Source organism: Streptomyces sp. NPDC020597, assembly GCF_044335095.1.
Lineage (GTDB): Bacteria > Actinomycetota > Actinomycetes > Streptomycetales > Streptomycetaceae > Streptomyces.
In genome coordinates, this window is the sequence record NZ_JBIRUL010000032.1 from 1 (window position 1) to 20,525 (window position 20,525).

General features: G+C 67.6%; 16 protein-coding genes. 9 read left to right on the forward strand and 7 right to left on the reverse strand.

Annotation, left to right across the window (positions count from 1 at the left end; genetic code table 11):
- Positions 1-649: IS701 family transposase (locus tag ACH4ZA_RS34290; protein ID WP_398433138.1), on the reverse strand; the 649-nt coding region annotated here is incomplete at its 3' end.
- 383 nt (positions 650-1,032) lie between these two features.
- A complete protein-coding gene (locus ACH4ZA_RS34295; protein WP_398433139.1) occupies positions 1,033-1,227 on the reverse strand; it encodes a hypothetical protein in 195 nt (64 codons plus the stop codon).
- 583 nt (positions 1,228-1,810) lie between these two features.
- Between ACH4ZA_RS34295 and ACH4ZA_RS34300 the strand changes: the two genes are divergently transcribed.
- Positions 1,811-2,860, forward strand: coding sequence for a GDSL-type esterase/lipase family protein (locus ACH4ZA_RS34300; RefSeq protein WP_398433140.1), 1,050 nt, complete (start codon positions 1,811-1,813; stop codon positions 2,858-2,860).
- 209 nt (positions 2,861-3,069) lie between these two features.
- Positions 3,070-3,924, forward strand: coding sequence for a GDSL-type esterase/lipase family protein (locus ACH4ZA_RS34305; RefSeq protein ID WP_398433195.1), 855 nt, complete (start codon positions 3,070-3,072; stop codon positions 3,922-3,924).
- Positions 3,925-4,189: 265 nt separating this feature from the next.
- Here ACH4ZA_RS34305 and ACH4ZA_RS34310 read toward each other — a convergent pair whose 3' ends face one another.
- The 3 genes from ACH4ZA_RS34310 to ACH4ZA_RS34320 all read right to left on the reverse strand — a co-directional run bounded on the left by ACH4ZA_RS34310 (position 4,190) and on the right by ACH4ZA_RS34320 (position 7,335).
- On the reverse strand, positions 4,190-4,801 hold the full coding sequence (locus tag ACH4ZA_RS34310) for a TetR family transcriptional regulator (protein WP_398433141.1): 612 nt from the start codon (positions 4,799-4,801) through the stop codon (positions 4,190-4,192).
- Positions 4,802-5,285: 484 nt separating this feature from the next.
- Positions 5,286-6,134 carry an alpha/beta hydrolase gene (locus ACH4ZA_RS34315; protein ID WP_398433142.1) on the reverse strand — a complete coding sequence of 283 codons (849 nt, stop codon included), beginning with the start codon at positions 6,132-6,134 and terminating at the stop codon, positions 5,286-5,288.
- 193 nt (positions 6,135-6,327) lie between these two features.
- On the reverse strand, positions 6,328-7,335 hold the full coding sequence (locus ACH4ZA_RS34320; protein ID WP_398433143.1) for a LacI family DNA-binding transcriptional regulator: 1,008 nt from the start codon (positions 7,333-7,335) through the stop codon (positions 6,328-6,330).
- Positions 7,336-7,725: 390 nt separating this feature from the next.
- Here ACH4ZA_RS34320 and ACH4ZA_RS34325 point away from each other — a divergent pair, with 390 nt between their 5' ends.
- The 3 genes from ACH4ZA_RS34325 to ACH4ZA_RS34335 all read left to right on the forward strand — a co-directional run bounded on the left by ACH4ZA_RS34325 (position 7,726) and on the right by ACH4ZA_RS34335 (position 14,319).
- Positions 7,726-8,721 carry a LacI family DNA-binding transcriptional regulator gene (locus ACH4ZA_RS34325; RefSeq protein WP_398433144.1) on the forward strand — a complete coding sequence of 332 codons (996 nt, stop codon included), beginning with the start codon at positions 7,726-7,728 and terminating at the stop codon, positions 8,719-8,721.
- A gap of 268 nt (positions 8,722-8,989) precedes the next feature.
- On the forward strand, positions 8,990-11,476 hold the full coding sequence (locus ACH4ZA_RS34330) for an RICIN domain-containing protein (RefSeq protein WP_398433145.1): 2,487 nt from the start codon (positions 8,990-8,992) through the stop codon (positions 11,474-11,476).
- Between the two features lie 569 nt (positions 11,477-12,045).
- Positions 12,046-14,319, forward strand: coding sequence for a right-handed parallel beta-helix repeat-containing protein (locus tag ACH4ZA_RS34335; RefSeq protein WP_398433146.1), 2,274 nt, complete (start codon positions 12,046-12,048; stop codon positions 14,317-14,319).
- A gap of 159 nt (positions 14,320-14,478) precedes the next feature.
- Here ACH4ZA_RS34335 and ACH4ZA_RS34340 read toward each other — a convergent pair whose 3' ends face one another.
- Entirely contained in the window at positions 14,479-15,123 is a 645-nt protein-coding gene (locus tag ACH4ZA_RS34340; protein WP_398433147.1) for an SGNH/GDSL hydrolase family protein, read from the reverse strand.
- A 129-nt stretch (positions 15,124-15,252) separates the two neighbouring features.
- On the opposite strand from ACH4ZA_RS34340, the gene ACH4ZA_RS34345 reads away from it, so the two are divergent.
- Positions 15,253-15,963: a cupin domain-containing protein gene (locus tag ACH4ZA_RS34345; RefSeq protein WP_398433148.1), complete on the forward strand. Its 711-nt coding sequence runs from the start codon at positions 15,253-15,255 to the stop codon at positions 15,961-15,963.
- A 119-nt stretch (positions 15,964-16,082) separates the two neighbouring features.
- On the opposite strand, the gene ACH4ZA_RS34350 is transcribed toward ACH4ZA_RS34345, so the two are convergent.
- On the reverse strand, positions 16,083-17,072 hold the full coding sequence (locus ACH4ZA_RS34350; protein WP_398433149.1) for a LacI family DNA-binding transcriptional regulator: 990 nt from the start codon (positions 17,070-17,072) through the stop codon (positions 16,083-16,085).
- A gap of 231 nt (positions 17,073-17,303) precedes the next feature.
- On the opposite strand from ACH4ZA_RS34350, the gene ACH4ZA_RS34355 reads away from it, so the two are divergent.
- From ACH4ZA_RS34355 to ACH4ZA_RS34365, 3 genes are all read left to right on the forward strand, one after another.
- A complete protein-coding gene (locus ACH4ZA_RS34355; protein WP_398433150.1) occupies positions 17,304-18,224 on the forward strand; it encodes a carbohydrate ABC transporter permease in 921 nt (306 codons plus the stop codon).
- Positions 18,217-19,113: a carbohydrate ABC transporter permease gene (locus ACH4ZA_RS34360; protein ID WP_398433151.1), complete on the forward strand. Its 897-nt coding sequence runs from the start codon at positions 18,217-18,219 to the stop codon at positions 19,111-19,113. Before ACH4ZA_RS34355 ends, ACH4ZA_RS34360 begins: the two co-directional genes overlap by 8 nt.
- Positions 19,114-19,215: 102 nt before the next feature.
- Positions 19,216-20,520, forward strand: coding sequence for an ABC transporter substrate-binding protein (locus ACH4ZA_RS34365; RefSeq protein WP_398433152.1), 1,305 nt, complete (start codon positions 19,216-19,218; stop codon positions 20,518-20,520).
- The last annotated feature ends 5 nt before the right edge of the window (positions 20,521-20,525 follow it).

Consider the following 20,525-nt stretch of genomic DNA (forward strand, 5'->3'; position numbering starts at 1 on the left):
GCTCCAGCTCGAACCGCCAGCCCTTGCTGAAGCCATAGGCGGCGTCCGCGGTCACCCACCGGAACGGGATCCGGTCCGCAATGGCCTTGCGGACCATGGCCTTGGCCATGGCCACCTTCGTCTCGAAGGCGATCTCGTCGCCGATGCCGGCCCGGCGGCAGCGTTCCCGGTCGTCCGTCCAGGAGGTGGGCAGGTAGAGCCGCCGGTCGATCAGAGTACGTCCGTGGCTCGTGGCGTAGGCGAGGAAGACGCCGATCTGGCTGTTCTCGGTGCGGCCGGCGGTTCCGGAGTACTGACGTTGCACGCCGGCCGAGCGGATGCCCTTCTTCAGGAACCCGGTGTCGTCGACGATCAGGACGGCATCTGGGTCTCCGAGGTGTTCGACGACGTAGTTGCGTACGTCGTCCAGGACCTCGTCGGCGTCCCACTCGATGCGGTTCAGCAGCCGTTGGATGCGATCGGGGCCCGCGTGCCCGGCCTCCTCCGCCAGTGTCCAGCCGTTCTTCCGTTCCAGCGGAGCGATCAGTCCGCGCATGTACGCCAGTGCCGACTCGCGCGGCTCCTCCCGGTTGAACCGGTGCACGAACCGCTCATGCACCGCCTCGAGTTCACCCGCCCACAACCTGACATCAGCAAGGTCCCCACCCATGACCACACCAACGACCGAGCTGGCCAGCAGTCACGGCAAGCACCGTTGCAGTACTAGACAGCACCGACACACGGAACACACACCCGGACACTGACCGCAACCTGCCATGCAACAACTCCCACCCACCCCCACCCCCACCCCCACCCACCCCGGGCCGGCCACCACCACCCAGCCCAGCCACCCCGACCCGTGGACCGGCAGCGCTCGGGAGCTCCGCGGAAGATCACGGACGAGCGGGTCGAGGCGCCGGCCGTCAGGACGCCGGATCAGGCGCCACCGGGTGATTCGCACTGGTCGGCCAATTCGATGGCCGGGGCGGCGGGGATGTCGCAGTCGGCCGTCTCACGGACCTGGCCGTCCTCCGGCCACAAACCGCACATCGCTCAGACCCGGAAGCTCTCGACCGACCCGCAGACCGTGACCAAGGCCGCGACGTCGTGGGCATCCACCTCGCCCCGCCCGAGAACGCCCCGGTCCTGACGGTGTACGAGAAGCCGCAGAAACAGGCCCCTGGACCGCACCCAGCCCGTACCGCCGATGACGCCGACCACGCCGGCGAAGACGACCCATGACGACATCCGACACGACACGAGCAGCCAGTTCGCCGCCCCGGACATCGCCCCCGGCGGTCATCGCCCAGCACCACCGCCGCCACCGGTGCACACGCCGGCGCCCCCCAGACCCGGAAGCGGCCGTAGACCATGGCCCACAGACCGAACTCGCCCGCAATCTCCCACCACTGACCACAGGCGCGAAACCGCCAGAGCACCCCCACGAACTCCTCCCGCAACCATCCCGAATACAGGCCGAGCTCACCGATCGGCAGAGAACGACTCGAGCAACATCCCATCCCTGCCAGTGGAGTACCTGCCACACACGAACCCTTGACGCTGAACCGTTTCATCACTTCTCTCGAAAAGCTGCGCCCGGGAGCGCTCCCACCCCACACCGAAAGGCACCCCCGCGCAGACCACCCCCCACACCACCTCCTTATGCCGCTTCGCCCATACCCTCCCTTCGCTCGTCACGGCCGTTCTCGTCGCCTGCCTGCTGTCCTGGACGGGGAGCTCCCCCGCCCAGGCCGCGCCGAGTGACGGCTCGGTCTCCGATCCCAACATCGTTTACGCCGGGCGCTGGGACACCAGCGCCGGCACCACGGCGGTGCCCTCCTGGACCGGCGCCTACCTGCAGACGGCCTTCACCGGCACCACGGTAACGGTCAAGGCGAGAGACGCGGTCAACCTGTACGCCAGCATCGACGGCGGCCCCGACGTCTTCCACGCCGGCGTGCACGGCACAGTGAACCTCACTCCCCAGCCGTTGTCCGACGGCACTCACACCCTGCGCATCTCGTACCGCTCCGGCGACACCGTCTTCCAGGGCCTGGTGCTGGACCCCGGTGCGCGCACGGTCGCACCGAACACCCCCTCCCAGCTCGTCGAGTTCGTCGGCGACTCCATCACCGCCGGCGCGCTCACGGACCGGCTCACACTGGACTCGTACGCCTGGAAGACCGGCGAGCAACTCGGGGCGCGCCACACCCAGATCGCCCGGTCCGACTACTGTCTCGTCGCCCTGTCCGGATGCACGGGCCTTGGCACGCAGTTCTTCAGGACGGCGAGCACGGGCAGCCAGAACTGGGACTTCTCCCGATACCGGGCGGACGCCGTCGTCATCAACCTGGGCACCAACGACATCGCCCACGGCGTGACCGGCGCCTCCTTCCAGTCGGCGTACACCAAGTTCCTCGCCGACCTTCGCGCCGCCTACCCGAACGCGCATCTCTTCGTCCTGCAGACGCTCAAGAAGCGCTACGTCGCCGATACCAGGGCGGCCGTCACCGCCCGCGCCAACGAAGGGGACAGCAGGGTGCACTACGTCGACACCACGGGCTGGCTGACCGATGGCACCGACTATGAGGACGGCGACGGGCATCCCAACGAGGCGGGCCACACCAAGTTCGCGAACCGCCTCGCCCCCGTCATCGCCGCCCGCCTTGGCAGCCCCCTTCCACCCGGGCGGCCGCTCCTGGGCAGCCCGGCGACCCGAACAACAAGTTCGTGGGCCGCTGGGACACCAGGACCTCCGCAACCGCCTACACCCCGTACTGGGCGGGCGCCTACTACAGGGTCGGCTTCACCGGCCGGACCGTCCAGCTCGAGCAGCGCGGGACGATCGACTTCTGGGCGAGGATCAACAACGGCCCGGTGAAGTTCTACGACGACGTCGAGGGAACGGTGAACCTGACGCCCTCCCCGCTGTCCGCCGGCAACCACGCCCTCCAGGTCAACTACCAGGTGGTCGCCGGTTCGTACCGGGGCGACGCCGTCTTCCAGGGGCTGGTTCTCGACAGTGGCGCCACGACGTTCGCACCGCCGACGCCCGGCAAGCAGATCGAGTTGGTCGGCGACTCGATCACGGTGGGGACGACATCGTCGCAGAGCGCCCGCACCGCGTACGGCTGGCTGATCAGGGAACGGCTCGGCACCGAGCACACCCAGATCGCCCAGGGCGGCGCCTGCCTGGTCGCCGCGGCGGACGGATGCGTCGGCCTGGAACGGCAGTTCACCAAGCTCAACCCGAACGCAGCCACCCCCGACTGGGACTTCTCCCGCTACCAGGCGAACGCCGTCGTCATCAACCTCGGCACCAACGACGTGGGGCACGCAGTCAGCTCCGCACAGTTCCAGACGGCGTACACCAGTCTGCTGCGCAAGGTCCGCGCCGCATACCCCCAGGCGTGGATCTTCGCGTTGGAGACCTTCCACGGCCGGTACGTCCCGCAGACCCAGGCGGCGGTCAAGGCGGCCATCGACGGCGACGACTCCCGGGTGTCCTTCGTCGACACCAGCGGCTGGCTGGGTTCGGGCGACCTGACGGACTCGGTCCACCCCAACGACCAGGGGCACCGCGTCATCGCGGGTAGATGCCGATCGTCCCGCTCGACGGGTCACCTCGCTTGCCGTGAACGTGAGGGTCGCATCGGCCGTGAGGCACCAGCGGGCCTCCTGCCAGGTGTGCTCGGGCAGCGGCACCTTGCGCCCGTACTCGGTACCGACCAGGTCGGGGGCAAGCTCGCGAGCCACTGTGGATCTCCTACTCGTGCTGGTAGCGAGCGGTTGTCCGACCCCAAGATCATCCGCAGCCGCACACCGCCAGGCAGTCCAGCACGCCTACGCCCTCGGGCAGGTCTTCCATCACGCGCCGCGCGCTCTGCAACCGATCCGGGACGTGATCCTGGACCGCACCCCACGGATGCAGAAGGTGGTCGGTGACTCCACCCCCGTATCGATCCTCACTCAGCTCGGTGAGATCGACCGGGCCGAAGCCCGCTTCATCGCACTCCTCAGCCTCGGCCGCGGCGAGGCGCATGACACCGACACCGCTTCCCGAACCACGTGGCAGGTCAACGCATCGCTGGGGTCCGCTCGGATGCGGCCGAGCGAGGCCCCCCAGGGCGAGTTGTCGGCGGCAAACCCCGGGTCAGCCACACGGTGGGCGCGTCGCGGTGGCTCCAGGAGGCCGGGGGCCCTGGTGAGACTATGCCGTCAGCGTGTCCATCGCGCGGTCGAGCAGTACGGCCAGGGGCACGGCGCCCTCGCAGGCCACCCAGCCCGTCGCGGCCGCATCCAGACAGGCGAGCGCGGCCCCCGAAAGCGAGTTCGGCCCGACCTCCTCCGGCTGGTCGGCGCTGACGCCCAGCCGCCGGGCGATCTCCGGCTCCAGCATCGCCTGCCAGCTCAGCTGCTTCTCGAAGTGCCGGGCGCGCAGTGACGGAGTCTCCTGGAGCATGCGCAGGTAGGCGAGTGTCTGCTCGGGAGCCTGCTCGTTCGCCTGCGTGAGGACGTCGAACGCCCTGCGCAGCGCCTCCCAGGGACGCTCGGTGTCGGGGCGGGCCGCGAACGCCTCCGCGATCTGCAGGCCGGTCTCCTCCAAACCCTGCAGGACCATGTCTTCTTTGGTACCGAAGTACCGGAACAGGCTGGCACGCGACAGCCCCACCTCACCGGCGATCTGGTCGACGGTCGTCCGGTCGAATCCCTGCTCGATGAACAGCCGGAGGGCGACCTCGACGACTTCCTTCCGGACCGTCGCGCGCATACGCTCCCGCAGGCCGGGAGGCTTGGTCACGGGCTGGGCAGAGTCGGCCATGAACAAACAGTACAACAGCAGCTCAATCTGATACTGAGCATCAGAAGCACGGGATCCCGGCAGCTGCACTGCAGTTTGCGCAGGACACGTCAGCTTCAGGGTGGCCATGGCCTGTTCGCCGATGGCGCGGATTCGCGCGTGGGCGACATCGACGGCCTGGTGACCGACCGAGAAGTCGCGGTGTTACCGCGGAAGGGCACGCGTAGACGTCGATGACGCCGTGGGTGCGGGCCGCGTTGATGTCGCGTACGACACAGGGCAGGGCGGCGGAGGCCCACGGCCTCGCGAATGCAGCGGATAGACCGTGGCTGCCATGCGTGTGCCGAAGGAGGCCGCGAGCCGGTGCAGGTGTCACCGCAGCGCAAGTGTGAGCTGGACAGGTCGATCACGGACGGAGGCAAACACGCCGATGCTCCTGGTCAAACGGGTGGTCTCTGGCGCCGGCTGCGCTGAGGTGGGCTGCACCCGGATGAGCAGGTACCGGTCAATCGTCGTTGGGCCGCCACAGCCAGCGCAGCGCGTCCGGTAGCAGGACGCCGCCGTGGTTGGGGCTGTGTCCGCCGTCTCCCAGGACGAGGCGGAAGTCGTAGCCCGCTTCGGCGAGAGCGGCTGCCACGCGCAGGTTTTCGGCGAGCCAGTTCCACTGTGGCTCGTTCCAGTGCAGGTCGCGGTGGCCGCCTTGCATGAATATGCGCAGCGGCTTGCGGGGAACGCGGGAGATGAGGTCTGGGTAGGGATTGCCGTCCGGCATCTGCGCGAAGCTGGACAGATATCCGATGACGCGGCGGAACTTGTCCGGCCGCAGCCACGCGGCGGTGAAGGCGCAGTTGCCGCCGCTGCTCCCGCCGCAGATGCCCCACCTTTCGGGTGACTGGGCGATGGCATAGCGCTCCGCGACCTGCGGGATGATCTCGGTGAGGAGGAAGGTGACGTACCGGTCGTCGAAGGCGTCGTACTCGTTGTTGCGGTTCTTAGGGTTCTCCGAGTCGGGGAAGACGCCAGGATCGACGAACACGCCGATGGTGACGGGGATGTCGCCGCGGTGCATGAGGTTGTTCAGGACGATCGCGCCGCGTACCTCCCCTGCGGGGTCCAGGTACGACCATCCGTCCTGGAACACCATCAGGGATGCCGGTTCCGCTGGGTCGTACTGTGCGGGCACGTGTACCCAGAACTTCCGGAAGGTTCCCGGGTATACCTCGCTGCCCCTCCACTCGAACTCGACCGTCTCGCCAGCAGGCACGCCCTGCTGTGGAGCGGAATCAGGTCCGTGGACGTAGCGCACGTCCGACTGGTCGATCGGAAGTGGCTGGTAGGGCATCTCGATGGTCACGGGGAGCAACCGTAGGGCGATCACCGCCCTTGGTCGCAAGGGGTTTTCGCTCAGACGCTCCACCTCGCAGCTTCAGTGCGAGGTTGGAAAGGCTCACTGTCCACGCCGGGCGCTCAGGTCACTCCCACGGAGTGCGTCAGCGATGCGAGGTGAGGTGAAGTGAGGTGAGGGTCCACTTGGCCCGGAGGGCCGGTCATCGAGGGGGTGTACTCGCCCGCAGAACGACGTTCGTGGCGACCGGTACGATCCGCGGGGCGTCGTCGTCGGAGAGCGCGAGCTCCATCGCACGGAGCCCGACCTGCTGCAGAGGAACGGTCACTGACGTCAGCTCCGGGAACACGTCCACCGCCGGGCCGATGTCGTCGAAGCCGGCGACGGCGACGTCCCGGCCAGGGACAAGCCCCGCGTCGCGGAATGCGGTCATCACACCGATCGCCATGACATCGCTGACCGCGAAGACGAGTTCCGTACCGTGCAGTCCCCGCCGGACGAGCTCCCGGGCCGCCTCACACCCCCCTCGCCGACTGAGCTCGGCATCGACCACCAGCCGCTCGTCGACGTCGATGCCGAACTCGCGCAGGCCCTCCACGAAACCGCTGCACCGGTCACGGGAGGTCCTGAGGTGGGTCCCCGCCCGGACCACCGCGAACCGGCGGTAGCCGAGCCCGACCAGCGCGCGGGCAAGCTGCCGCGCTCCACCGTAGTTGTCGATGCTGACGGTGTGGAACGGCAGGTCGTGCTGGCTGATCAGGACTACGCTGCCGCCCGCTTCCCGGTAGGCCTGGAGCTCCTCGACGAGTGGGTCGCGGGCATCGGCGCCGTCGACGCGGCTGCCGGTCAGGATGATGACGCGGGGGCGCATGCCGCGCAGCGTCCCGACGATCTGGAGTTCCCGCTCCGGCGAGCGGTCCGCGACCGCCATGGTCACGATGAGTCCGGCGGCCTCGGCCGCCTGCGTCACGCCGGCCGCGATGGAGGAGAAGTACGGGTCGTCGACACCGCTGACGACCAGCGCGGCGATGTTCGTCGAACCCCGCGCGATCGCCTGGGCGGACAGGTGCGGTGCGTAGTCCAGTTCCGCGGCCGCGGTGAGCACACGGTCGACGTTCTCCTGCCGGACGTTGCGGACGCTGCCGTTGAGCACGCGCGACGCCGTCGCCTGTGAGACGCCCGCTGTCCGCGCCACATCATGGAGGGTCACCTGACGCCCCTCGGATACGGCCTCCCCGCGACGCCCCGCAGGCGCTGCCGCTCCATCTTCCATGCCGCACATTGTGCACCGAGCCGCCCAGCGCGCAAGGCGTGTGCGACGCAGCAGCGCACCGGCCTGGGGAGTGACCGTCGGGACGGAATCCAACCGGGCCGACGTGACCACCTACCAGCCAGGCGACCGTATCCCGAGTCGGTCCGGCCGACCATGCCCCCCTCGGTCCGGCCGACCGTATCCCGTGTCGCTCACCGGCACTTTCGTCCACACCTCCGCCGCCTGGCCGGGGACATCCTCGGGTAGCGTCGGCGGCGGCTCGTTTTCGTGGTGCGGGAGGGACGCGCGATGCCCCATTCAGCCAGGCCGACCGTCACCCTGCGTGACGTGGCGGCGGCCGCCGGTGTGTCGGTCTCGACCGCGTCGCGAGTGCTGGGCGGCAGTTCCCGGACGGTCGCGGAGGAGTACCGGCAGCGGGTCGTCTCCGCCGCGGCCGCGTTGCGCTACACCGCGGACGCCGCGGCCCGGGCGATGCGGCGCGCGAACGACTCGATCGCGGTCGTCGGCGACGATCTCACGACTCCGTCGATGGGGATGGTCGCCGCGGCGATGGAACGGCGAGCGCGCGACGCGGGTGCGTTCGTGACCGTCTCGTCGACCCACGGCACCGCCGAGCGCCAGCTCGAAACCGTCCGGTTGCAGCGTGCTCTGCGGCCGCGTGCGCTCATTCTGACTTCGAGCCGCCTCGACACGAAGGCCCTCGGCGGGCGCCTGCTCGACGAGTTGCTGGGCTACGAACGCGAGGGCGGCCGGGTGGTGATCGTCGGTGACACCGACATGCCGTTCGACTCCATCAGCTTCGACAATCACGGCCCTGCGAAGGAGTTGGCCACCTACGTCGCCGGGGCGGGGCACCGGCATGTGACGATCCTCGCCGGCGCGCGCGGGCAGGGAAACGTCTCGGCCCGTACCGCGGGCTTCATCGCGGGTCTCCGCGACGGCGGCGTCGAGGAGCGGCATATCCGGGTCGCGCACTGCGCGGTGAGCCGCCAGGGAGGGTTCGACGCGGCGCGACGGTTGGTCGCCGAGGGGCTGGAGCCGCCCCACGCGGTCCTCGCTGCCAACGACACCATCGCCATCGGCGCGATGTCCGCCTTCCGAACCGCCGGGGTGTCGGTGCCGGACGAGGTATCGGTGACCGGTTTCGACGACATCGAGCTCGCGACCGATGTGACACCACGGCTGACGACCGTGTCGTTGCCGCTTGCGCAGGCTGGCGCCGAGGCGGTCCGCCTCGCGCTCGCGGCCCGTACGGAAGCAGAGCATCTGATGATGCGCGGCCAGGTCGTGGTGCGCGACAGCACAGCGATCCGCATCGTCTGAACCGCCCTGAGCCGATCGCTCCGATCGCTTCCGCCGACGCGCACAGCTCCTTCGGACACCAGAACCTGCCACGTCAAAGCCGCATTTTTTACCCGCCGACCGACGCTTGACGCCTCCGATCACGGACGGGCACACTGCGCGGAATACGATTTCCCGACGTGAAGAGACGCCTCCACCAGGTGGGCCCCCTCTGCGATCCACGCGACAGGTCACACCGAGTCTCAGTACAAGCCGCACCCACCCGCACTCCCTCCCAGGAGGATCTCCCGTGCACCACGTCATTGGCCTGCCTGACAGGCACACCAGACGGTTGGCGGCCCTGGCCGCCCTGCTCATGGGACTGGCCCTGCTGACCGGCCGAGCACTGTCGCCCGCGTACGCTGCCACGGACACGGCGATCACCGTCGACGGCACCAGCGCAGGACGCACCTTCGACGGCGTCGGCGCGATCAGCGGCGGCGGCGGCAACACCCGCCTCCTGGTCGACTACCCGGCCACCCAGCGCAACCAGATCCTGGACTACCTGTTCAAGCCCGGTTACGGCGCCGCCCTGCAGATCCTCAAGGTCGAAGTCGGCGGCGACGTCAATTCCACCGACGGCTCCGAGATCAGCTTCGAGCACACGAAGGGCGACATCGACTGCGACGCCGGCTACGAGTGGTGGGTGATGGAGCAGGCCAAGGCCCGCAACCCCGGCATCAAGCTCTTCGCCCTGGCCTGGGGCGCCCCCGGTTGGATCGGCAACGGCAACTTCTACACGCAGGACGGCATCGACTACATGATCGACTGGCTGGGCTGCGCCAAGCAGCACGGCCTGTCCATCGACTACATCGGCGGCCTGAACGAGAAGACGTACAGCGCCTGGTTCTACCAGAACCTGAAGTCGGCCATGGCGGCGAACGGCTACGCCTCGACCAAGCTGGTCGGTGGCGACGAGACCGTCTGGAACATCGCCACCGGCATGAAGAACAGCACCGCCCTGTACAACGCCGTGGACATCGCCGGCGCCCACTATCCCTGCACATACCAGTCCGCGATGACCACCTGTTCCTCCTCCGCCGACGCCCAGTCGCTGGGCAAGCCGATCTGGGCCAGCGAGAACGGCTCGGAGAACGCCGAGACCGGGGCGGCCCCGGTCGCCCGAGCCATCAACCGCGGCTACCTCGACGCCAAGATGAGCGCGTACATCAACTGGCCCATGGTGGCCTCCGACTACCAGAACCTCTTCTTCCACGACCAGGGCCTGATCACCGCGAACCAGCCCTGGTCCGGCGCCTACAGCGTGTCCCGCACGGTCTGGTCCATCGCGCAGACCACGCAGTTCACCTCGCCCGGCTGGAAGTACCTCGACAGCGCCTCCGGCTACCTCGGCGGCGACCGTGCCAACGGCAGTTACGTCAGCTACGCCGCGCCCGACAACAGCGCCTGGAGCACCGTCTACGAGACCCTGGACGCCACCGCGTCCCAGACGGTCACTTTCGACATCGCCGGCGGCCTGCCCGGCGGCACCCTGCACGTGTGGTCCACCGACCTCTCGCAGCCCGGCGGCGCCACCCCGCGCATGGTGCGCAACAGCGACCTGACCGCCTCCGGGGGCACGTACACCCTCACCCTGGACCCCGGTCGCGTCTACACCGTGACCACCACCACCGGTCAGGGCGCCGGAACGACCGCCACCCCCACCCGCAACCGGCTCTCGATGCCGTACTCGGACTCCTTCGCCGGCTACAGCACCGGGCAGGAGGCGAAGTACTTCGCCTCGATGAACGGTGCCTTCCAGGCCGCCCCCTGCACCGGGGGCCGCAGCGGCCAGTGCCTGCGCCAGACCGCGCCGATGAAGCCGATCATCTGGTGGGCGCCGGCCTCGAACGACGTCCAGCCCTACACCCTCATGGGAGACCTGGGCTGGAGCAACTACACGGTCACCTCCGACATACTGCTGGAGAAGAGCGGCAGCTCCGCGGAGATTCTCGGCCGCGTGGGCACTCAGGCGAAGTTCAGCACCGGGCTGAACGCCTACCACCTGCGCCTGTCCGACACCGGATCCTGGGCGTTGCTGAAGACCGGCACCACCGGCACCACCGGCACCAACTCGTGGAACTGGACCACCCTGGCCAGTGGTTCGGTCAGCGCGCCCGGCACGGGCACCTGGCACAAGCTGGCCCTGACCTTCCAGGACAGCACGATCACCGCCAAGATCGACGGAACCACCGTCGGCACCGTCACCGACACGAGCTACGGCGCGGGCCTGGTCGGCCTGGGCACGGCCGGCTACTACCCCGTCGAGTACTCCAACCTGTCCATCACCCACGAAACCGTCCCGGACCTCTCCGGCACCTACAAGATCATCAGCGTCGGCAGCGGCAAGGCGCTCACCGCCTCCAACGGTGGGACCAGCGACGGCACTCCCCTCGTCCAGAAGACCGACCAGAACAGCGGCAGCCAGCAATGGAGGCTGACGTACACCAGCGGCGGCTACCTCACCATCACAGGTGTCACCAGCGGCAAGGCCCTTGACATCAACGCGGCTTCCACCTGGCCCGGCACCCAGTTGCAGCTGGGGACTTCCAGCGGGAGCGTCAGCCAGCAGTGGCTGATCTCCCCGGCCGGCAGCGGCACGTACACCATCGAGTCCCGTTCGAACGGGTACAAGGCCGACGTGTACAAGGCGCAGACCGCCGACGGCACACCGATCGACCAGTGGTTCACCAACGGCAGCACCAACCAGCGATGGAAGCTGGTCAAGGTCTCGTGACGGACTGAGCACCCGACCGATCCCGTGGGCGAGACAGGTCCCCATCGCCGGCCTCCCGTCCATGCGCCAAGAACCCTGACTTCGGCCTGCGCTCCCGCGCCCATCGGGCGACGGGTACTCGATCGGCCAGTGCGCAGCACCATTCGACGGCAGACCGGGCTGCCGCACGACCCGCTGTCGAATGGTGCCGTCGGCTTCAGACGGGGCCCCACAGCACTGCCGGGTTCATCTGCTCGAAGCCTTGACTCACTCGAGGCCCGCTGGGCACACTGCGCGGAATACGTTTTCCCAGTATGCCCGCTCGGGACAAGCACGAGGCTTCCAGACGGTCTGCTTCACATCCGGGAGGGCACTGTGACACCGCTATCAAGGCGCCTGGAACCGTCGACGATCTCTGCTCCCGACAGGGCATGTCCGGCCGGCCCGGTTCCGGTGTCGTCGAGCGTCGGCGGGTGTGTCCGCCGCGCGGTCCCGAACCGCCTCCGCCCTGGGTCGTTACGCGACGCCTCGACTGGAGGCGCCACGACAGGAGCCAGTACCTCACCATCACAGACGACAAGAAGAGGACCATGACCGTCAATCGAAGACTTGTGTCACAAGCAACAGCCGCCGCACTGTGCGCGCTGGCAGTCGTGCTCGCGTCGATCGTGCTCATACCCGCGCAGCGGGCCTTCGCCGCGGGCACCACGTACTTCGTGAGCGCGAACGGCAGCGACGGCAACGCCGGAACCAGCAGCAGCGCGCCCTGGCGCTCGCTGAGCAAGGTGAACGCGACGACGTTCCAGCCCGGCGACACGATTCGCTTCGAGGCCGGTGACAGCTGGACCGGCCAGCTCTGGCCGAAGGGGTCCGGCGCCGACGGCGCCCCGATCGCCATCGACAGCTACGGAACGGGCACCAAGCCGAAGATCGCAGGCCAGGGCACAGTCGGCGACGCGGTGCGGCTGAACAACCAGCAGTACTGGGAGATCCGCAACCTCGACGTGTCGAACGCGGTACCCACCGGGACGACAGACGGTTCGAAGCTCGGCGACTTCCGCGGCATCGGCGTGCACGGTGACAACGGCCAGACCCTGCACCACTTCGTGATCGACTCGGTGGACGTGCACGACGTCACCGGCGAGGTCAAATGGGTCGGCGGCAGTACCGCCGACAACAAGCCGGGCATCACCTTCCAGCAAGGCTGGGACCGCTCGAAGGACACCGGCGGCATCGCCTTCCTCACCGGCGTCCAGGACATCACCGCGCCTGGAGCTCCCACGGTCCTCGACGGCATCACCGTGGAGAACTCCACCATCAAGAACACCTCGTTCAGCGGGATCGTCACCAAGCAGTACGCCGGTGACGCGCCCGGTGCCGTCTTCACCGGCTGGGGCAAGCGCGCCACGGCCACCGACCCCGCCTACACGCCGTACACCGACGTCACGTTCCGCGGCAACTACATCACGCAGGCGAACACTCCCTACGGTTGCAACGGCATCTACCTCACCGGCGTCCGTGGCGGACTCGTCGAGGGCAACGTGATCGACCGGGTCGGTGTCTCCGGCGTCGAGACCAACATGGCCGACAGCGTCACGGTCCAGCACAACGAGATCATGGGCACCCACCTCTCCTCGGGCGGTGCCGACCAGAACGCCCTGGACCCCGACATCGGCACCACCAACCAGGTGTTCCAGTACAACTACCTTCACGACAACGGCGACGGCATCCTGCTGTGCGCGTGCAACTCCGCGGTCAAGTTCGGCAGCGTGGTGCTCCGCTACAACGTCATCACCGGCAGCACGCGGTGGAACATCCACATGTCGCAGCAGAGCGGCACGGTGGCGAACATCTACAACAACACCATCGCCAACACCAATTCGCAGAACATGGTGACCGGCGGTGTCTCCGGCAAGGCGACGTTCACCAACAACCTGTTCGTCTCCAGTCAGTCCGCCCCCCAGTTCATACAACCGTCGAGCATCACGTACAACAACAACGGATACTCGTCCAACCTGACGACTCGGCCGGCGTCCGACGCGAACGCCGTGGTCGGCGCTCCGCAGTTCGTGAATGCCTCCGTCACGGGGCCGTACGGCGACGAGAACGGCCCGAGGCTCGACACGGCGGCGAACTTCGCGCTCCAGTCGGGATCGGTGTTCGTCGACGCCGGAGCCACGGTCACCGGCAACGGCGGCCTCGACTACGCCGGGGCAACCGTGCCGATCGGGAACGGTCCGGAAATCGGCGCCTTGGAACGCGGCGCGCCCGACATCGCGTTCACGGACACGTTCGACGGCCTGGCGACCGGCGCGCTCGCCAATGGGACCAACGGATGGCGAGTCATCTCGACCAACAACGACGTCTCCGTGGTGGAGACGCCGTCCGCCACCGACAAGAGCGTCCGGCTCACCCGCACCATCGAAGGCGGCGGCACCGACGGGACCAACCTCGCCCGTCTCTTCAGCACCCCGCTGCAGGGCGTGGTGACCATCGACACGCAGGTGATGCGCAACGACACACAGGCCGGCTGGTTCGGGCTGCCCTACCTTTACAACGCCTCCGGCAGCCCAGCCGTCAGCGTGGCCTTCGCCCGCGGCCAGATCCACGCGTACAAGGGGACCACGGACACGGTGCTCGGTACGTACACCAATGGCAAGTGGTACCGGGTCACGCTCACCGTGGACACCGTGAACCAGCGCTTCGACCTGGACATCGACGGCCACCGCCTACTGAACGACGCGGCGTTCCGCACCTCGATGCCGGGGATCGCGAAGATCGCGTGGTACTCGAACGGGGGTGAGCGCGGAGCTGTGCACGTGGACGACGTCAGGATCTCGCGCGGCACCGGATTCGGCCAGTGAAAGCCAGGGCCAGAGTGGTGGCGGGAGCATTTCGGTAAGCTTCCGATCCAGTAAGCGCTTCCCAGTCTGGCATGATTCTCAACTCAGGATGACGTCACGATAAAGAGGAATCGGATCTGCCTGGCCGATGTCGGCCAGGCAGATCCGATTGCCGACTGATCAACGTGATGCAATCTGCTGCAGCGTGGCACGCAACACCGGCACATAGAAAGTGGTGATACCGGCGTCGTTGGGATGCGTCCCCGATCCCTCTGTGCCGGGAAAACCGTTGACCAGGTCGTCGAAGGTGTATTTCGCACGCTGCATGTCGTCGCGCGTGTCGAACGTCGTCTCTCCGAAGACATCGGCAACGGCGACGTCCCGCTTACGGCAGGCCTCCAGGGTCGCCTCGCGCAACGCCACCTGAGTGTCCCAGTCGCGCGAACCGAGTTTGTGGGCGGCGACGTACACGATGCGGGCGGTCGGCCACTTCCGCTCCATGACGTGCAGCGTCTTCTCCAGCTCTTCGGCATAGGCGCCGAATGTGTACGCGCGGTCCCGGAAGATGGACTGCGCGTCGTTGGTGCCTCCGTCGAAGACGACGAAGTCCGGCGCGATGTCGGTCGCCTGCTCGACCTGCGTGCGTATCTGCCCTCCGGAAGCATGGGGATCGATGCCTATGGTCGCACCGTTCCGGGCGAACTTGGTGAGGGCCATGCCCTCGCACTCTGCGACTACGTCCACGAAACTGTGCGGGTACACATGCCCGTACACAATGCTGTCCCCGAAGGCATAGACACTCTTGCCTGCCAGCGCATTTTTCACATCATCCTCCTCGCGGCTTCACCATTCGGGTCTGAGTTTAGACAGAACATTGACCGGTTGAGCGATCGGCGCGTAAATTGAGAGAGATAGAAAGCGCTTACTGCACACACCTGGAAAGTTGACACACGCATGAACACAATCAACACCGGATTGCCCGGGGGCGTCGCCATCTCGCATCTGTCGGTGTACGACTGGCCTGCCGCCGACGGGGCGTGCGGCGGCACGCCTCACATGCACCTGGCGTGCTCAGAGGCCTACGTCGTCACCGGCGGACGCGGGGCCGTGCAGACGCTGACCTCTTCCGGGTACGAGGTCACTCCGCTCCAGGCCGGCACGGTCGCCTGGTTCACGCCGGGCACCATCCACCGGCTGGTCAACGAGGGCGATCTGCGGATCACCGTTCTGATGCAGAACAGCGGGCTGCCGGAGGCGGGGGACGCGGTCCTCACCCTGCCCCCGGAGTACCTGACCGATCCGGAGACGTACGCCCGCGCCACCGCCATCCCGGCCGACGCGACCGAGGAGGAGCAGGAGCGCGCCGCCCGGGCCCGGCGGGACCTCGCACTGGAGGGCTACCGGGCCCTTCGGGAGGCCGAGGGGCCACAGGCCCTGGCCGCGTTCCACCGTGCCGCCGCCGCGCTCGTACGGCCCCGCATCGCCGAGTGGCGCGAGCGGTGGCGACAAGGTGCCGATGCCTCCGCCGCGGCCACTGCGGCGCAGCTCGACTGGCTGGAGCGGGGAGAGTCCCCCCATCTCGAAGCCGCCGCCGTGAGCTCCGAACAGCCCTCCGCCCGCGGGAAGTTCGGCATGTGCGGTCGGCTTGACGTCTACGCGAACTGAGAGTGATGGGCATCTGAGGAGGCGCGGCGTGCGCGGCCGGTTCGGCCCGCGCCCAAGGCCGGGCGGGCGGGCTCAGGGGACGTCCGCCTGCTCCGCGCCCACACCGGCGGCGGCGCTGGTCACCGCCCGCGGCTGAGACGCCCTGCCTCAGGCGGCTCGGCCGTCGACTCCCGCCAGATGATCCGGAACAGGGAGCCCTCCGTCGCCTCGGGCGCGCTGCCCCCCAGACCCGCGATCAGCTTCGCCATGGCCGTACTGCCCAGTTGTTCGAGCTCCACGTCGACGGTGGTCAGGGACGGGGTCATGAACTGCCCGACCCCGGCATTGTCCCAACCGGTCACGCTGAGGTCGCCGGGCACGTCCCAGCCGCGCTCCCGGGCGCCCCGGACGACACCGGCGGCGACGAGGTCATTGGCCGCGATCACCGCGGTCGGCCGCGCATGGCTCGGGAGCGACCGTATCGCCTCGATGCCGGACTCTCCCGACCAGTCTCCGTCGAAGACCCCGACGGACTCGACGCCGAGACGTTTGACGGTCTCCAGATAGCTCTGCTTGCGCGCCCTCGCGGAGGCGAACTGCGCGTCGCCCGCCACATGGAGGAACCGGGAGTGACCGAGCGCCGCCAGGTGCTCGATCATCCGCACCAGGGGCGTGGCGTCGGCCAGTTGCCCGATGCCGCGCATCTCGTCGTCGAAGTCGGCCGAGATCACCACGGCCGTCCTCTGGTGCAGTTTGCTCTCCACGTCGGGAAGCACGGGAGCGAGGGAGAGGAGGCCCTCGTACTGTCCCGAATCGGCGAGCTCCAGCAGGCGGTCGCTCCTTGCGGCTACGCCGCCCCCGGCGCTCACGACATCGACGAAGAACCCTGCGTCCTGCGCCGTCGCACCGGCACCCGCCAGCATGCGCGAGGGGTTGAAGGCCATGGCGGGCATGAGGATCGCCAGGCGGCCGGTCTTCCGTGTGCGCATCGACCGCGCCACCAGGTTGGGACGGTAGTCCAGCTCCCGTATGGCCTTCTCCACGCGTTCCAGGGTCGCCGGCTTCAGCCCGCCGTTGAACCGCAGATACCGCGACACCGTCTGGGGTGACACACCGGCGAGCCGCGCCACATCCGTGATCGTAGGCCGTCGTCGCGCCGCGTCAGCGCCATCCATCCGCTTCCCCCACCTTTCCGCCAACGTTCGGTGAAGTCAGAGACTACACACTCTTGACGTAAAAAGTGATCGTTCACTATGGTCCTCGCAACCCACAAAGTGAACGATCACTTTTCAGGGTGACGCGAGGCCCGGGACGGGCTCGCACCACTGTCTGCAGATGCCGCCGCTCAAGGGAGCAGTGCCGTGAGCTCCATCAACGAACTACGCCGGCTGCGCGGGTCCCAACGGGGCGCGCGACAGCAGAACAAGGCGGCGTTCTTCTTCCTAGCGCCATGGTTCGTCGGGCTCTTCGGGATCACTCTCGGCCCGATGCTGGCCTCGCTCTACCTCAGCTTCACCAAGTACAACCTGTTGCAGCCGCCGCAGTTCAACGGAGCCGAGAACTGGACGCGCATGCTCGACGACGAGCGACTGCACAAGTCGCTCGAGGTGACGTTCAGCTACGTCCTCGTCTCCGTGCCGTTGCAGCTGGCGATGGCCCTCGGGCTCGCCCTCGTGCTGGACAAGGGAGTACGGGGTCTTGCCTTCTACCGCTCCGTCTTCTATCTGCCGTCACTGATCGGCGGCAGCGTGGCGATCGCCGTACTGTGGCGCGCGATGTTCGGGACCAACGGCCTCGTCAACGAGGCCCTGGCCCTCGTCGGTGTCCAGGGACAGGGGTGGATCTCGGAGCCGGGAACGGCGCTGTCGACCCTCGTCGTCCTGAACATCTGGACCTTCGGCTCACCCATGGTGATCTTCCTCGCCGGGCTGCGGCAGATTCCGACCTCCCTCTACGAGGCGGCCTCCGTCGACGGCGCGAAGCGCTGGCGCCAGTTCCGCAGCATCACCATTCCGCTGCTGACACCCATCATCTTCTTCAACCTGGTGCTGCAGATCATCCACGCCTTCCAGACCTTCACCCAGGCCTTCGTGGTCTCCGGCGGTACCGGAGGGCCCGCCGACTCCACCCTCTTCTTCTCGCTGTACCTGTACCAGCGCGGGTTCGGCCACTTCGACATGGGGTACGCGTCCGCGCTCGCGTGGGTCCTGCTCCTCATCGTCGCGGCCTTCACCGCCGTCAACTTCTGGGCTTCAAAGTACTGGGTGTTCTACGATGACTGACCGCACCGAAGCCGTACCCTCCTCGCTGCCCGCCCCCCGCCCGCACGCGATACGCCGGGTCAGGCGCGCCGTGCGCGCCCCTCTCAAGCACTGCCTGCTGGCCCTCTGCGCCCTCACGATGCTGTACCCCGTCCTGTGGATGGTGGTCAGCTCACTGCGTCCCAACAGTGAGATCTTCCGCAGTGCGGGACTCGCCCTGACGCACCCGCGCTTCGAGAACTACAGCAACGGCTGGAACGCCTTCTCCCAACCGTTCAGTCACTACATGATCAACTCAGCGATCGTCGTCACCGGCGCGATCATCGGGAACCTCCTCGCCTGCTCCCTGGCCGCGTACGCCTTCGCCAGGCTGGAATTCAAGGCGAAGCGCGTGCTGTTCGCCATCATGCTCGTCACGATCATGCTGCCGATCCACGTGATCATCGTGCCCCAGTACGTCCTCTACTCGGAGCTCGGCTGGGTCAACACGTTCCTGCCCCTGATCGTGCCGAAGTTCCTGGCGACCGACGCCTTCTTCATCTTCCTCATGGTGCAGTTCATCCGTGGCATCCCGCGCGAGATCGACGAGGCGGCGCGGATCGACGGCGCCGGGCACGCACGGATCTTCTTCCACGTCATCCTGCCACTGATGGTCCCGGCCCTGGCGACCACCGCGATCTTCACCTTCATCTGGACCTGGAACGACTTCTACACCCAGCTCATTTACCTGACCGACCCGGACATGTACACCACGCCTCTCGCGCTGCGCACCTTCGTCGACCAGCAGAGCGCGACGGACTGGGGCTCGGTGTTCGCCATGAGCGTCGTGTCGCTCGTTCCCGTCTTCCTCGTCTTCCTCGCCGGGCAGCGCTTCCTGCTGCGAGGCATCGCGACCACCGGCGGCAAGTAACCGCGGGGGCTATCGCCGGACAAGCGGAGGTGACCGAGTCATGGCCGTTCGGACGCACCGCAGCCACCGATCCGACCCACGTATCAGCCACAGGAGAACCACATGAACCCCAGCCCCTTCAGACGCGTCGCGATCGGGACGGTCGCCTCACTCTCGCTCGTACTGACCGCTTGCAGCAGCGGCAGCAGCGGCTCCGCTCCCGAACTCGGCGACAAGCCGGTCACCATTCGTGCCACCTGGTGGGGTGCGGACGCCCGCGCCAAGCTCACCGACGAGGTCATCAAGGCGTTCGAGAAGAAGTACCCCAACATCACGGTCAAGGGCCAGTACAAGGACTGGAACGGCTACTGGGACGCGCTCGCCACGACGACCGCGGCCAAGGACTCCCCCGACGTCGTCCAGATGGACGAGCTGTATCTCGCCTCGTACGCCGACCGCGGAGCGCTGTACGACCTCGGCAAGGCCAAGAAGCTCCTCAGCACCTCGCAGTTCGACGACCAGGCCCTGGCCACCGGACAGATCGACGGAACGCAGTACGCGCTTCCCGTCGGCGTCGGCGTCATGTCCGTCCTCGTGAACACCGACCTGTTCAAGAAGTACGGCGTGCAGGTTCCGGACGACAAGACGTGGACGTGGGACGACTACGCCAAGACCGCCAAGGAGCTGACGGACAAGAGCGGCGGCAAGATCCACGGTGCGGCCGGTGCGCCCGGGTTCTCCGCCGGCGACGTCAAGTACTGGGCTCGTCAGCACGGTGAGAACCTCTTCGACAAGGACGGCAACGTCTCCCTGAAGCCCGAGACGCTCGCCGGCATGTGGAAGTACGGCCTGGACCTGCTCTCCTCCGGGGCCAGCGTCAACACGTCGACGATGGTCGAAGACCTGACCGCGGGTGTCACCGCCGGCACCTTCGCCACTGGCAAGGCAGCCATGATGGGCGCGTACAACACCCAGATCACCGCCATCCAGCAGGCCGCTGGCGCCCATGTGCAACTGCTGCAGATGCCTCGTGTCGGCGACACCAAGGCCAACTTCTTCAAGCCCTCCATGTACTGGGCGGTCTCGAGCCAGAGCGCGCACCCGGCTGAGGCGGCCGCGTTCATCAACTTCATGCTCAACGACCCCAAGGCCGCCGACATCCTCAAGACGGAGCGCGGCATCCCCGCCAACAAGGAGATGCTGAAGCACCTCCAGCCGACTCTGGCCGGGACCGACAAGGCGGCGGCCGACTACATGAACGCCGTGACCCCGGGTGAGTCGCCGGTCGTGACCCCCAACGGCGGAAGCGGCATCGAACCGGAGCTGCAGCGCTACAGCCAGGAGGTCTACTTCAAGAAGACCTCGCCGGAAGTCGCCGCGAAGGCCTTCATCAAGGAGCTCCAGGGCGAGATCGACGCGGCCAAGTGACCTCC